This is a genomic window from Nostoc sp. NMS9 (assembly GCF_017114995.1).
Lineage (GTDB): Bacteria > Cyanobacteriota > Cyanobacteriia > Cyanobacteriales > Nostocaceae > Nostoc.
Genome location: NZ_JABXKL010000071.1, coordinates 85491 through 99952, shown reverse-complemented (window position 1 = coordinate 99952; position 14462 = coordinate 85491). Strand labels below are relative to the sequence as shown.

At 42.1% G+C, this 14462-nt stretch carries 12 protein-coding genes and 1 pseudogene; 10 read left to right on the top strand and 3 right to left on the bottom strand.

All coding sequences use genetic code 11. From position 1 onward, the window contains the following. The first annotated feature begins 70 nt into the window (after positions 1-70). Positions 71-631: a nitrate transporter gene (locus HWQ40_RS21270; protein WP_292781431.1), complete on the top strand. Its 561-nt coding sequence runs from the start codon at positions 71-73 to the stop codon at positions 629-631. A 3-nt stretch (positions 632-634) separates the two neighbouring features. On the opposite strand, the gene HWQ40_RS21265 is transcribed toward HWQ40_RS21270, so the two are convergent. Next, entirely contained in the window at positions 635-2047 is a 1413-nt protein-coding gene (locus tag HWQ40_RS21265; protein WP_292781428.1) for a collagen-like protein, read from the bottom strand. A gap of 97 nt (positions 2048-2144) precedes the next feature. Then, positions 2145-3032 (bottom strand): pirin family protein, encoded by an 888-nt coding sequence (locus tag HWQ40_RS21260; RefSeq protein WP_292781425.1) that lies wholly within the window; start codon positions 3030-3032, stop codon positions 2145-2147. Positions 3033-3231: 199 nt separating this feature from the next. On the opposite strand from HWQ40_RS21260, the gene HWQ40_RS21255 reads away from it, so the two are divergent. Together HWQ40_RS21255 and HWQ40_RS21250 are read left to right on the top strand one after the other, a co-directional pair. Further along, positions 3232-3693, top strand: coding sequence for a rhodanese-like domain-containing protein (locus HWQ40_RS21255; protein WP_292781423.1), 462 nt, complete (start codon positions 3232-3234; stop codon positions 3691-3693). 69 nt (positions 3694-3762) lie between these two features. After that, positions 3763-4518, top strand: coding sequence for a TIGR04283 family arsenosugar biosynthesis glycosyltransferase (locus tag HWQ40_RS21250; protein ID WP_292781419.1), 756 nt, complete (start codon positions 3763-3765; stop codon positions 4516-4518). Here the strand turns inward: HWQ40_RS21250 and HWQ40_RS21245 are convergent. Further along, positions 4503-5204 (bottom strand): DUF547 domain-containing protein, encoded by a 702-nt coding sequence (locus HWQ40_RS21245; RefSeq protein WP_292781416.1) that lies wholly within the window; start codon positions 5202-5204, stop codon positions 4503-4505. The two genes, HWQ40_RS21250 and HWQ40_RS21245, sit on opposite strands and share 16 nt — an antisense overlap. Before the next feature lie 228 nt (positions 5205-5432). On the opposite strand from HWQ40_RS21245, the gene HWQ40_RS21240 reads away from it, so the two are divergent. From HWQ40_RS21240 to HWQ40_RS21210, 7 genes and pseudogenes are all read left to right on the top strand, one after another. Beyond that, positions 5433-5822 (top strand): hypothetical protein, encoded by a 390-nt coding sequence (locus tag HWQ40_RS21240; RefSeq protein WP_292781413.1) that lies wholly within the window; start codon positions 5433-5435, stop codon positions 5820-5822. 319 nt (positions 5823-6141) lie between these two features. Next, positions 6142-6459 (top strand): annotated as a pseudogene (locus HWQ40_RS21235) (site-specific DNA-methyltransferase); the annotation flags it as partial. Positions 6460-6598: 139 nt separating this feature from the next. Further along, positions 6599-8341 carry a precorrin-3B C(17)-methyltransferase gene (gene cobJ, locus HWQ40_RS21230; protein WP_292781410.1) on the top strand — a complete coding sequence of 581 codons (1743 nt, stop codon included), beginning with the start codon at positions 6599-6601 and terminating at the stop codon, positions 8339-8341. A gap of 459 nt (positions 8342-8800) precedes the next feature. Continuing rightward, positions 8801-10123 carry an ABC transporter ATP-binding protein gene (locus HWQ40_RS21225; RefSeq protein ID WP_292781407.1) on the top strand — a complete coding sequence of 441 codons (1323 nt, stop codon included), beginning with the start codon at positions 8801-8803 and terminating at the stop codon, positions 10121-10123. A 102-nt stretch (positions 10124-10225) separates the two neighbouring features. Next, a complete protein-coding gene (locus HWQ40_RS21220) occupies positions 10226-10504 on the top strand; it encodes a DUF2442 domain-containing protein (protein ID WP_292781405.1) in 279 nt (92 codons plus the stop codon). A gap of 125 nt (positions 10505-10629) precedes the next feature. Further along, positions 10630-11001: a hypothetical protein gene (locus tag HWQ40_RS21215; RefSeq protein ID WP_292781403.1), complete on the top strand. Its 372-nt coding sequence runs from the start codon at positions 10630-10632 to the stop codon at positions 10999-11001. A gap of 409 nt (positions 11002-11410) precedes the next feature. Then, positions 11411-14425 carry an AAA-like domain-containing protein gene (locus tag HWQ40_RS21210; RefSeq protein ID WP_366934018.1) on the top strand — a complete coding sequence of 1005 codons (3015 nt, stop codon included), beginning with the start codon at positions 11411-11413 and terminating at the stop codon, positions 14423-14425. Positions 14426-14462: the final 37 nt, after the last annotated feature.

The window sequence follows — 14462 nt, the reverse complement described above, 5'->3', positions numbered from 1 at the left end:
GCCCTGTTTTGTGTTGTTGCCGCAGTATTTCCCGAATGTTTTCCATGAGAACTGAGGCAGAGAAAATAATATGTTTTTAGACATTTTAGCTAGCCTGCAACGGTTATTTGTTGGTTATATTCCAGCCGCTGTATTGGGTAGTTTTATCGGATATTTTATCGGGATAAATAGCATGATTTATCAGCTATTTAGGCTGATATTTCAGATACCACATAGTATCCCTCCTATAGCTTTGCTACCTATTGCCCTAATCACGTTTCAAGAGAGCGATTCGGCTGCTATTGTAGTAGTTTTTCTGGGAACTCTCTGGACGATGATTATTAATACAGCAATAGGTATGCAGCATTTCAAGAGACAGAATAATAACTTTCGAGTAGCTATTTTTCATATATTTCATGCCTTGAAAGTTAGCATTTGGGTAGCCTGGTTTATCGTTATTGCCACAGAAATGTTAACAGGCCCAAGAGGACTTGGCTTTACCCTCTGGGATGCTTATAAAGCTGGCAATACTGATTACATAATCCAGGAAATCCTATACATCGGTATCATTGGCTTTTTGCTGGATCAGTTACTAGATTTCGCAGCCTATATTCTCTCGCAAATGGTTTCAGATGGGAAAAAATCTTCTTAAACTTTATCTAGGCTTGCGGATTGCACCCTGCCAGCTAATAGTTTGCTTGGCAGAACGTATTCCTAAAGAACGAGTTGCTACGACTTCAATATCAACATTGACACCAGGGCGTAAAGCTTCGTCAGGAATTTTTAGCTTACCCAAAGCTAGAATAAAACGATTGTAGTCACGAGTCACAAGTTCTGTGGGAATATCCCCTTCAAATTCAGTTTTGTAGCCAGAAAAACCGTGCGAGCTATCTTGGGCGCGGAATTTCACGCGAAACTGAGTATTAATGGCATCAGACTTGGCTGCCAAATCGACTATTTTTAAGTTGAGGTTTTGTCCGGCATCGGTAAACTCTGCCACAGCTAACCGGGTGACATCTTTTTTGGGAATGGCATAGTTAACGGTAAATGTTGTGAAGTTAGCCTCACTTTTGGTGTTACCCTCAACCCATAATTCCTCAGAAAAAGTAATTTCTACTTGTTTGTTATCAGTTAAATTTAGTGTTACAGCTTGATTGCCAAAGCTGGTAATGGGTTGTCTTTCTTGCCAAACTATTTGAAAAGCCTCTTCTAGACGCTGTTCAAACTGTCGATAATCATCGGCGATCGCAGAACCAGGCGCAAGTAGAGAAGCTGCCCCCATGCGTTGATTCCACTTATTCTTCGAGAGGTGGAACTGTTTGTTTATCAGTTCCGAAATTGCTAGCTGCACAGTTGGAGTATCAGCGGCCAAAGCTTCCTTGCTATTGACAATACTCAAAGTTCCTAAGCGCCCTTGGCTACCATCGCTACCATCGCTGCCATCTCGCCCATCGCTACCATCGCTACATCTATAAACCTTGTCAGTACACTTATAATCAGGGCTACCAGGAGTTCCCTTGCAGGTTTTTACTTCCCATCTCCGTCTGTGACAGTTACAACCCTCCGTACCGTTGCCACCTCTACCGCCGCGTCCGCCTTCCCCACCAGTTGCCCGAATAGAAATATTCCGTAAGTCTGCCAAATTGTTGTAATACACTGTGAGAGAACCACCATTTCCCCCATCTCCTCCTTTGCCACCATTACCGCCACTGCCACCATCTGGTGCGTTTATGTCATGGCTGGCGCCGCCGTAGGCATCGCGTTGGGAACCACAGTCAGGTTGATAACCATGTTCACCGTCTTCCCCGTCTTCACCATCTTTACCCGACAAGTCAAGATTTACAGGTGAACCATTGACAAAAATATTTTGGTTGTCACCGCTGCTACCATCTCTACCCGATCGCCCATCGGTTCCTGCACGTCCATCTCTGCCATAATTTCTGGCTACTTTATAGTATTCGTCAGAGGCAACGGCTGGACATAAAACTGAACCAGAGGCAGGCAAAAAGCTAGTAAATAAGCAGAATGTCAGCAGTAGCGGCAGCTTACTCCTAAAACTATTGTGCATCTAGTTATACCTAAAACTTTAGTTGAATTATCTAGTCCTGACGCTGACTTTCAACAATTTGCTCCCTCTTGTCCAGTGATATCGAAGTGTGACACACTTATGAAAAAGGATTAGCTTCTGTTATCACTTCTGGGAGTGGAATAAACTCTGTTTCATCTGGCACGCTAGCAAAGCGAGAGTCGCGCCAATCAACTTTAGCTTGCTCTATTCGCTCTGGTCGGCTAGAGACAAAATTCCACCATTTGTAGCGTGTACCTAACGGCTCACCGCCAATAACAATACATTGAGCAGCAGCTGTAGCAGAAACCTCAATCCGATCGCCTGGCTCTAGAATAGCGAGACGATATTGCTCCACGGGTTCATCATTAATCCTCAATCCCTCTGTGACACTGTATACTGCCCTTTGTGAATAATCTGTAGGGATAGTGAAGTGGGTGTTGGCAGATAACACTGCATCTAAATAGAGGATAGGTGAGAGAACTTTCACAGGTGAGGTATAGCCAAATGCTTGTCCAGCAATAAGTTTGATGATAACGCCATTCTCTTCCCAGGTGGGAAGGATTTCAGCAGGATAGTGAATGAACGTTGGCTCGGTTTCTTCGTGTTCAACAGGTAAGGCAACCCAGGTTTGAATACCATGAATAGTAGTTTCTTGATGACGGTCAAAGTCAGGTGAGCGTTCTGAATGGACAATCCCTTTTCCTGCTGTCATCCAGTTGACTGCACCTGGTTGGATTTTCTGCACAGTACCCAAACTATCTCGATGCATCAAAGCACCATCAAATAAATAAGTTACCGTTGCCAGATTAATATGAGGATGTGGTCGGACATCAATGCCTTGATTGGGGGGCATAACGGACGGGCCAAGATGATCAAAAAAGATAAACGGCCCAACCATTTGGCGATTAGGATATGGCAAACTGCGGCGGGCAGAAAAACCACCCAGATTTTTAACTTCGGGTTCAATCAGTTGAAGAATTGCCATAAATCATCGCAAGTGATTAGTAAATGCTGTAATTATTATAAGTATATTTACTTGCAAATCAGCTAATCTTGATGAGTTATCTGTTTGTTTTGGAGAGTTGATGCCAATGCGATCGCCTGTTCTGTGATCGTTTTTTACTATTAGACATCAGACACAGCCCCCATCAGTATTGTTTGCCAACCAGAGAGTCTTTTGACAAGTGCGATCATTCACGTTTAACTTTATTAAACTTCTGATCGGATTTCAGTTTCCTACTATTGAGGAAATTAATTGTAACCAATTAGCTCAATTACTATCAGATTCTGCAAAGCCCCGTCCATTAGTGCTAGATGCACGAAGTCAGACTGAGTATGCAGTTAGTCATATCGAAACAGGAGTACGCATAGATCCTCTCACAGATGACTTAACAGCAGTTGCAACAGTTTCCCAAGATAGACCAATTGTTGTGTACTGTGCTGTTGGCTACCGAAGCGCAAAATTAGCCCAAAAACTGGATGAAGCCGGGATGAAGTGCATTTATAACTTGAGTGGTGGAATTTTTCAGTGGGCAAACGAAGGCAGGCCCATCTTCCAAAATGGTCATCCGACACAGCTTGTACATCCTTACAATGCAATCTGGGGAAAACTGCTAAAAGCTACTTACCATGCTCAGAAGTGTTGAGCTTTGGATTAAGAGCTTGTCAACATTGAGCAAGTAGAATAAAAGCAACGATAAAACTACTTAAGCTGCATGTCTCAAGTTTCGATTGTCATTCCTACTTTAAACGAAGCAGTTAGCTTAGGGTGTACATTGCGCCAATTGACTTTACTTAATCCGCCTGCTTTTGAAGTGATAGTAGTAGATGGTGGCAGCAAAGATGAGACAGTGGCAGTTGCAAAGCAATGCTTTGAGTCATTCAATCAGTTGCTATGCGTACAAGTTCTCTCATCTGAACAGCGTGGGCGTTCTATTCAGATGAATTATGGGGCATCGGCTGCAACTGGAGATATTCTTTGCTTTCTTCATGCAGATACTTGGGTGCCGGATGACCTAATCACTGTAATAGAGCAAACTCTAGTAGAGCCAACCATTGCTTGTGGGGGGTTCATTTCTCTGATGAGTGGATCTCAAACGACTCGCTGGGGTATCTCTCTACATAACTATCTAAAAACCTACTACGCACCACTGCTATTTAAGCCTCACCTGTTTTTTCGAGGATTGCGCCTGTTGTTTGGAGATCAGGTAATGTTTTGTCGTCGCACTGACTTTTGGGATTGCGATGGATTTGATGAGGCATTGCCGATTATGGAAGATGGAGATTTATGCCTGAGATTGGTTAAAAAAGGACGTATTTATCTGGTGAACCGCATTGTTCACTCTTCAGATCGCCGTGTAGCAAAATGGGGTAGCTGCAAAGCAAACGCAATCTACCTTTATATCGGTTTTTTGTGGGGGATTGGCGTTGATGCAAATTATCTCAAACAATTTTATCAAGATATTCGCTGATTCAGGCTCCAGTCATAGTGGAGATAGGAAATCGGCGTTGAAGCATTCATTGGCAAGTCTGTTTCTAGGTAAGAGCGGATATATTCTGGAATAGACGATTTGACCTTAAGAAAGTCTTGACGATACCATTTAAAGATTTTGCTACAGTAGAGCGTTTTACTATCTGAGTCATAACGGACTTTTTCAAGATTGTTAATGAAGCGACGGGTATCTTCATCTAACTGCTGAGTAACTTGTTGAGAAAAATAAGCTCCAGCACGTAGTAACGGGCAACCAACCGAAGCGCAGACAATTGCAAAATGAATTCGTGGCTCCTGTAATTTATTCCGCAGAATCTGGTTCTCTATTTGGGCTAAACTGTAATGCTTGTCAAATATATAATAAGCACGACGTTGGAAGAACCACAAAAAAGCCAGCCAGTTGGGAATGCCTAAGATTCGCGGACGAATTGACTCAAGGGGGTATCTCGACAAAATTGCCGAAATGGTGAACGCATTGTATAGGTTAATCCACAATGCCAATTGCTCAAAAGTGTTGCTATTAGATGTAAAGTCCAGATTTTTTTGACTCGACAACCAATCTGCGATCGCTTGAGGTTGCTCAGTTTTCCAAGCAATATAGTTTACACGACCCTGCGGATCGACATACTGACGCAACAACCTGTCCCAAGGTTCAAAATCAATCATTATTGCTATATTTATATGTTATCCGTTGTTTTTACTTATACCTATACCAATTGAATCCTCAAAATAGAATGAAATAGCCCTGATTTAGAGCTAAGGGAATTCTTTGGTTTTGCGATCGCGACGTAGAGTTGAATTTGTACAAGTATTTATTTAACGAATTATAACAATACTATCTTTGGCAACTTGAAATCAGCGATACACTGAGGAAAATTCCTTGAGGAAGCGTTGATGGCACGGTCAAATGGAGTTACAAGTGAAACGTCTGTAGAGGAATTGCCTACAGTTTCAGACAAAGATACGATCGCAATTGAAAATCCGCTTGAGCCAGTGGAGGATGCCCAGGATATTGATGACATATTGAACTCACTAAAAACCTTACTGAGTTCTCTAGAAAAGCTCCAAAAAGTCCGGCAAGAAGTGGGTGATATTAAACCGTTGATTGGGCGGATGCTTGATGGAGAACTAGTTGCTGGTGAAGAACTTGAGCAACTCAAGACAGGTGTGAGCAGTCTTTCTCGCCTTGTTCGTGCTTATAATGACCATCAAGTAGCGTTAGCTAAAGCACAACCTGCTAGAAACTTACTAGATCAAGTACTGAAAGAACGTAAAGCTAATTGAGTTGAGACTGGGGATTGGGGAAGAAATTCTTTCGAGATTTGGTTGGAGTCCCAATCTCCAATTTAACAAGCGATGTCTCACGACAAGCCGCTTTGCGTCTACGCACTTTTTTAAGAAAATGCGATCGCACCCTTAATTTTCTTATAAATGCCTAGACACACAGCGGCTTGTCTGTCGTGAGACATCGCTTCTCCATCGCCTTTAGCTATGTCTACAGCAGCAAGATATATCGTTAAAGTAAGTATGGTATTACACTCTACTTACTATTGATGTTTTTCTTAATCATTGGCTAATAACCTAAAATGTTCCCCAAAAATATCAAAATAAGAAACATTATCGAGGAAATCGAAAGGGAGAACTTTCATGCAATCCAGAAGGGAAAAATCCTGGTGATATTTGGCTGTTTCGGAATGTTAAACACAACCATGAAGAACAAACTATACAGCCCTGCCAATTTCCAGAAGACTTGGTAGCTAGAATTATATTAGCTACAACTAACGAAAATGATATTATTTTAGATCCATTTATGGGATCTGGTACTACGGCGGTGGTTGCGAGAGATCATAAACGCCATTTTATCGGGTCAGAGATTGAACCAAAATATCATACAGCTATTATGAAGAGAACACGCGCGTAGGCGTTGGCGTAGCCTCTCCAAGAGAAGCCTGTTGTAGACATCCCACCATTAATTTCCCAAGGTCGTAAACGGGAAGTCGCTGCATGTCTAAATCTGTGGTTTCATTTGAAGGATATCAAATTTTGCAAGATATCTACTTATGATAATGAATGTTGCACCCGCCATTGTAGTACTAGGTCAAAATAGCGTGACATTAGCACGTAAAATAATCAGCGTCTTGCCAGGAGCAACGCTATACGGTCTAGAGAGTCGCACATCAGAGGTTGATGTCAGCTTCACGAATTTTGGCGAGACGCTACGCGAGTTATTTGTGCAAGGAAGGCCGCTGATTGGCATTTGTGCCGCCGGCATTTTAATTAGGACGCTAGCTCCGGTAATCTCGGATAAACGACAGGAACCACCAGTGCTAGCTGTGGCTGAAGATGGTAGTGCTGTTGTCCCTCTCTTGGGCGGACTTGGTGGAGTAAACGATTTGGCTCGCCGCATTGCCGAAGCCCTTGATGTCAAAGCTGCAATTACGACCACAGGCGATTTACGTTTGGGCACAACGCTGTTATCTCCTCCCCCTGGATACCATTTAGCAAACCCAGACGATGCAAAGAAATTTATCTCAGATTTGCTAGCTGGCGCACAAGTCAAGCTAGAAGGAATAGCACCTTGGTTGAGTGATAGTAAACTACCTATAGATCCAAAGGGAGATTTGACTATCCAAGTTACGGAAAGTTTAGTGACTCCTAGAGCTAATTGTCTTGTCTACCACCCAGCAACGATCGCGATCGCAATTAGTGACATGATTGATGATGCAGTAGTTTTAGTACAACAGCTACTAACTGATGCCAAACTAGAAAGAGCATCAGTCGCCGGGATATTTGCACCCATCACCGCCGCAGCCAATCCCGCAATCCATACCGTAGCTAGCGCATTGAAAGTGCCCACCCGCTTTTTCACCCCAAATCAGCTAGAAAGTCTACTTTCACAAGGTTATAGCCCCGTCCAAGCCGCAGCCATCGCCGCCACAGGTACATCCCCTTTATCTCTCTCATCTCCCCATATTGCGATCGCTATTGCCCCCCAACCAATTGACCCCAACACCATCGGTCAGCCACGCGGACGGTTAGCGATTATTGGTACGGGTCCTGGTGGTTTGCTGTGGATGTCTCCCGAAGTGAAGGAGATACTCAAGTCGGCAACTGATCTGGTGGGTTATAAAACTTATTTAGATTTAGTTGGTTCTCTGGCTGATGGCAAGCAACGGCATGAATCTGACAACCGCGAAGAAGAAGCACGAGCAAGGATGGCCCTTGATTTGGCTGCATCTGGGCGATATGTAGCTGTAGTTTCATCTGGCGACCCAGGTATATATGCAATGGCAACAGCAGTTTTTGAGGTATGCGATCGCTATGCTAAACCTGAATGGGACAGTATCGACATTCATGTGGCTCCAGGCATCTCTGCAATGCAGGCAGCAGCAGCGGCCATTGGTGCGCCCCTTGGACATGACTTCTGTGCTATTTCCCTTTCTGATATCTTGAAACCTTGGTCTGCGATCGCACAACGAATTACTGCTGCTGCTGAGGCTGATTTTGTCATTGCTTTTTACAATCCTGTTTCCAAAGAGCGTACCTGGCAACTGGCAGAAGCGAGAAATATTTTGCTGCGACATCGAACACCGGATACACCAGTAGTGTTGGCCCGGAATCTCGGTCGGCCCGGACAAACGGTAAAAGCGATCGCACTTGAGCAGTTAACACCAGCAAGCGCTGATATGCGGACAATTATTCTCGTTGGTTCCACAAAAACCCGAACCATCAAACGCAGCGATGGTAATATCTGGGTTTATACGCCGCGTCGTTATACCGAATCCTCAGTGACTACTTCCTAATTACTAGAATGAATCGCCCTGTGTGGCGAGTTGAACATTTTACCACATTGGCGATTAGGGCTTTTGACAGCTACCATCTCATATCTTCCCACTAGATGCAGAGCGATCGCACTTCCGTAAAGATATTACCAAGTTTAGAGCGAATTACCAGACATGACTCAACCAAGTATCTGCCTTTGGTGCGGACAACAGATTAGTAAATTCCCAGTGGAAGGAATTTACTATGGTTCGTGCTGCATTAACTTAGCAGAGTATTAAAACTCACAAATACTTAGGTTTGTGGTTGCAGACTCTAAGTTTCAGTTACCCTGAAGGTGTATTATGATCGGCGCTAAACTGTCATTGGTCATTAGTCCAAATCCAATGCCCAATGACGGCAGTTGCTCCACTTGGGGAAACCCCAAGACCGCACTGCCTCCCCCATGCCCAATGCCCAATCCCCAATGACAATAATTAGTTGTGTCCCAAGTTATTTTAGAAAACGTTTACAAAAGTTTTTCCTCGCGTAAAGGGGAAACTGTTACCTCACAAACCCAATCTCCCCTCACGCCTGGCGAAAAAATTGACGTAGCCCAAGAGCGGGCGGAAAGTGTTAACGTCTTGCGGCGGATTAACCTGACGATCGCCGATGGCGAATTTATGGTGCTGGTAGGCCCTTCTGGTTGTGGTAAAAGCACTCTACTGCGGTTAATCGCCGGGTTAGAAGTGATGACTGGAGGCAATATTTGGGTAGGTGATCGCTTGATCAATGACTTACCACCCAAGGAACGCGACATCGCAATGGTGTTTCAAAATTACGCCCTCTATCCTCACATGACGGTGTATGACAACATCGCTTTTGGGTTACGCCGTAGGGAAAGCAGGGGAGCAGAGGAGCAGGGGAGCAGAGGAGAAATTACTTCCTCGTCTCCTTATTTTCGGACGTGGGCGGAAAATCTTTTTGTGGGGGCGACCAGAAATTTACCTAAAGGATTGCGCTACACTTCTGACAAAGAACGGGCAGTGAATGAACAGGTGCGTAGTGTTGCCCAACTGTTGCAAATCGAAACATTGCTGAAACGCTTACCCAAACAGCTATCTGGGGGACAAAGACAACGGGTTGCATTGGGACGAGCGATCGCACGCAATCCCCAAGTATTCTTAATGGATGAACCTCTTTCTAACTTAGATGCCAAACTGCGGGCGGAAACCCGCGCCCAAATTGTTAAATTGCAACGCCAACTGGGGACAACGACAATTTACGTTACCCACGATCAAACAGAAGCGATGACAATGGGCGATCGCATTGCAATTATGTCTGAGGGTAAAATTCAGCAAGTTGCTTCTCCCCTAGAACTTTACAACCGCCCTGCCAACCTTTTTGTCGCAGAGTTCATTGGTTCACCACCAATGAATTTTATTTCTGTAGAATTTCATGCCCCGCAGTTGATTACTCATTCCCAGTTTCGTTTCACCCTGCCAGAAGTTTGGGGAAAAGCTTTACAAAAATATGATGGTAAAACTCTAATTTTAGGTATTCGCCCAGAACACTTAAACTTGAGTATGCCTGCCACCAAAAATCTACCCGTGCAAGTAGATTTGGTAGAAAATCTCGGCAACGATTCCTTTCTCGCTGTTAAAATTGCCGAACCGGGATCTCAACCTGCTACTACAGCCAATTACCTACAAGTGCGAATACCACCAGACCGATTTGTACAACCTGGTGAGCAACTTTGGTTATCTCTAACTCCAGAGAAAATTCACTTTTTTGACCTAGAAACTGAGTTGGCGATATTTCCTTAAGAAATCAATTGCCTAGTTGATATTTTCAGAAGTAGCAAAGTGGCGTAGGCGTAGCCCGTCGTAGACATCGCCAATAGCGTCTTCCCATTAGAGTAGTAAAATATGTTAAAAGACATTATTGCAGTAGAACCAAGGGAAAATTATCAACTATATATCCGTTTTGAAGACGAAGTGGAAGGAATAATTGATGTTAGTAAGCTGATTAAATTTACAGGTGTTTTTGCACCTTTACAAGATCAAAAATACTTTGCTCAGGTTGAATTAAACCACGAATTAGGCACAATCCAATGGCGATCGGGAGCCGACCTCGATCCAGATGTACTCTATGCAGTGATTAGCAATCAGCCTATTCCTAAGTATAAGTCACTACGGTTCACTTAAGGATAATTGTAGCGACTGTCTTGATTGTCAAGTGCGTAGCTTGCCGCCGTAGGCATCGCCTGATGTTGTAGCGACCCGTTAAAAGTCAAGCGTAGGCGTAGCCCGTCGTAGACATCGCTTTGTTTGTGGAGATTTATAAAAGCGATCCTACCTGTGTACTTGATCGTGGTGCGACAAAGTTTGAAGTACCTCAACACGACTTTGGAGTACCTCAACACGACTTTGGAGTACCTCAACACGACTTTGGAGTACCTCAACACGACTTTGGAGTACCTCAACACGACTTTGGAGTACCTCAACACGACTTTGGAGTACCTCAACACGACTTTGGAGTACTTCAACACGATTTTGGAGTACTTCAACACGATTTTGAAGTACCTCAACACGACTTTGGAGTACCTCAACACGACTTTGGAGTACTTCAACACGACTTTCAAGTACTTCAACATGACTTCGAGGTATCTGTTGCTTATATAGCAGTCCTAAATCATTCGTGAGAATTTGAGATCGTTTTAACCCCCCTGTAGTCCTGCCTTGGTAAGCTACGGTGTACACACAAGTTGGATTACCCCCCTTAATCCCCCCTTGGAAAGGGGGGAAAAAAGAAATCTAGTTCCCTCCCCTTTCCAAGGGGAGGGTTAGGGTGGGGTAAAATCCTGGTTAATCAGCTATTTCAGACTTGTGTATACACAGTAGCTTAGTAAGGGGGGACGGCTCAGACATTGAGATCAAAAGTGCGATGCCTGCTCTGGGCTACGCGATCGCCTAATATTGTAGGTTGGGTTGTAGCTTGCTTCTCTTAATTGGTAAATCAAAATTTTCATAAACTTGTGAGAGAAACTTCAGCCTTCAAGCCGTATATTGTGTCTTAATTGACATATCACCTGAGTATTAGCCATGTAGAGTATGACTATGAACTCGCCTGTTCCCCAAGATTATCAATATCAATTTGGTGGTAGTCTTCCTGCTAATGCACCTACCTACGTCACACGCCAAGCTGATGCAGATTTGTATCAGGCTGTGAAAGCTGGAGAGTTTTGTTTTGTCCTCAACTCTCGACAAATGGGTAAATCTAGTTTGCGTGTCCGCACAATGCAAAGGTTACAGCGTGAAGGAATTGCTTGTGTATCTATTGATTTAACCGCAATTGGGACATCAGGGCTAAAGTCTGAACAATGGTATTCTGGGATTATTGATACTATTGCTGGTTCTGAGAATTTAAACTTAGGTGAGCAGTTTGATATAGATGAGTTATGGGAAGAAAATTCCCGATTTTCTGATGTGCAGATTTTTGGGAAGTTTATTGACAAATTACTAAAATTAATCTCCACACAGATTGTTATTTTTATAGATGAAATTGATAGCGTTCTCAGTTTGAAATTTCCAGTTGATGATTTTTTTGCTTTAATTCGAGCTTTTTTTAATCAAAGAGTTGATAATCCTCAATATCAACGTATTAATTTTGTACTTTTAGGAGTAGCTACTCCTTCTGAGTTAATTCAAGATAAAAAGCGTACTCCTTTTAATATTGGAAAAGGAATTGAATTAACCGGATTTGAATTTGCAGAAGCTTTACCTTTAATCAACGGATTCTCTGGACAAACGAGCAACCCGGAAGTCGTACTCAAAACGATTTTAGACTGGACGGGAGGACAGCCATTTTTAACTCAGAAAATCTGTGAGTTTGTCCGTCAATCTACAACTGTAATTCCCCCAGGTGAAGAAGCTGCTTTTGTAGAGAATTTAGTCAGAAATAGAGTGATTCAAAATTGGGAATCTCAAGATGAACCGGAACACTTTAGAACGATTCGGGATAGAATTTTAAAAAGAGATGAACAGAAAGCAGCATACTTATTAGATTTATATCAACAAGTATGGCAATTAGGCGGAATTGATATTGATAGTAGTATTGAACAGAGTGATTTACAGTTAGCGGGAATCGTTGTGAAAAAGAAGAGTACATTAAAAGTTTATAACCTCATTTATCAAACCATTTTTGACAGCTTATGGATTGAGAAAAGTTTAGCCAGTTTGCGTCCTTATGCAGAGAATTATCGTCAGTGGATTTTATCAGGAAAACACGATGATTCTAGGTTATTGAGAGAAAATGCTTTAGTAGAAGCGGAAGCTTGGGCAAATAATAAAAGTTTAGGTTTTCAAGATTTAGAATTTTTAGCAGCTAGTCGTAAACGAGAGCGAGAAAAGGAACTAGCAGAAACAGAAATACAGGCAGAATTAGAAAGACAAAGGAAAGAAAAGGAAGTAGCAGAAAGGGCTAGACAAATTGAGGCTGAAGCTAAACAGGAAGCAGAAAAGCAATTGGTAACTGCTAGGAAAAGAATACGTTTTGGAGTATTGGTTTTATTTGTTACTTTAGGAATTACAGGTTTGCTAGGAATAGGTGCATTTATAGCTGGGAATACAGCAATAAAAGAACAACGAAAAGCTGAAGATGCTCAAAAAACAGTTATAAAAGCTCAAGAAGAATCTAAAAAAGTTGCCCAAGAACTTAGTCAAACAAAAGGCGAATTAGCAAAACAGCAACAAAACTCAGAAAACCTAAAGCAAGAAGTAAATACTACTCAACGAAAAGCTGAAAAAGTTAAGGCAGATTTAGATAAAGTTCAAAAGGATAAAAATAGTTTAGAAGCAGAAAAAAATCAATTAACTTCTGATGCTGAAAAACTTCAAGGAGAACTAAAATCTAAATCTAGAGAAATTAATCAGGCTGAACAGCAAGTTAAAAATTTCCAAAACAAGTTTACAAATATCCAGGCGCAAGTTAAAGCGAAAATAAAAGAGCTTAAAACCGCTAAGAATAATACTGATGAACTCAAACAATCTATTGCTAAAATTACAGAATTATCAGGAGTGGCTTCTCGACTGCAACAAAAAGGGAAAATAAACGAAGCTAATCAGTCTTTGAATATAGCAGGGTTGGTTTTGCAAGAAAAAATTAAGGATACCACGTTAAAAGAGGTTTTATTAGATAGTGCGCTGGTTTTAGGGTATCAATACCTAGCTGGTGAAGAAAAAGAGCGATATCAAACAAAGTATTTAAAAAATGCTGACATTTTGTCTAGGAGTCTAAAGGAATTATCAAAAATAGAAACCCGAATTGATAATTATCCAACTAATTTGGCTACTTTAGTTTATATATACTATGTTAAAGGTCACTCAGATAAAGCTAAGGCTGTAGAAAATTACAAGAAAGCATTTGAGCATCTTAGCAGTCTAAAATCTAAGTTGAAATCTCATATTGAATTATTTACTTTAGACTTAAATATTCTCTACAATGGCAATGCTGATATTGTCGCTTTGCTTTATCGTCAACTTCAAGAAATAGATGGTTCAAATACAGTATATTATCAATCTTTAAAACAACATTTATTGAATGAATTAGACTATTTAATGCAGCAACAAAGATGGAGGGAAGCAGATTTAAAAAATTGGCAGTTTATTCTCTATTTAGCAGGAAAGGAAAAACGAGGCTATTTAGATTTAACTGATGTGGAAAACTTTAATTGTAAGGATTTAAAACAACTAGATACACTTTGGGTAAAGAACTCTAACGGGCGTTTTGGTTACAGTGTCCAGAAAAAAATATATTTGGATAAAGGCAATTCTCTCGATTTTGATTGGGAGAAGAAAGAATGGAAAAAGTGGAACCCGAAAGGGTATGAAGATTATAGAGAAAGTGTGGGATGGAGACCGCTTGGAAATGATGGATATTTATGGAAGAGGGGAGATGGGAAGTTGAAAGATGGAGAACTCCCAGGAGACGACGAAGAGAAAGCTGGGACGACAAGTAGACCAGTGGGGGGTTGTTATCTCCCGGCCGAACCATACCCAAAACCATACCCAACGACGTGCGGGGGGTCTCCTTTCTTTTTGCTGAGACTCGTAGATTGTAGCAGATAGTGAAGTGATAGTTGTATCCTAGTTTTAAGTCGCGCTG

Bases quoted from the DNA above. Each gene is read 5' to 3' on its own strand.
- HWQ40_RS21270 (WP_292781431.1), top strand. From the start codon at position 71: ATGTTTTTAGACATTTTAGCTAGCCTGCAACGGTTATTTGTTGGTTAT.
- HWQ40_RS21265 (WP_292781428.1), bottom strand. From the start codon at position 2,047: ATGCACAATAGTTTTAGGAGTAAGCTGCCGCTACTGCTGACATTCTGC.
- HWQ40_RS21260 (WP_292781425.1), bottom strand. From the start codon at position 3,032: ATGGCAATTCTTCAACTGATTGAACCCGAAGTTAAAAATCTGGGTGGT.
- HWQ40_RS21250 (WP_292781419.1), top strand. From the start codon at position 3,763: ATGTCTCAAGTTTCGATTGTCATTCCTACTTTAAACGAAGCAGTTAGC.
- HWQ40_RS21245 (WP_292781416.1), bottom strand. From the start codon at position 5,204: ATGATTGATTTTGAACCTTGGGACAGGTTGTTGCGTCAGTATGTCGAT.
- HWQ40_RS21240 (WP_292781413.1), top strand. From the start codon at position 5,433: ATGGCACGGTCAAATGGAGTTACAAGTGAAACGTCTGTAGAGGAATTG.
- cobJ (WP_292781410.1), top strand. From the start codon at position 6,599: ATGATAATGAATGTTGCACCCGCCATTGTAGTACTAGGTCAAAATAGC.
- HWQ40_RS21220 (WP_292781405.1), top strand. From the start codon at position 10,226: ATGTTAAAAGACATTATTGCAGTAGAACCAAGGGAAAATTATCAACTA.
- HWQ40_RS21210 (WP_366934018.1), top strand. From the start codon at position 11,411: ATGACTATGAACTCGCCTGTTCCCCAAGATTATCAATATCAATTTGGT.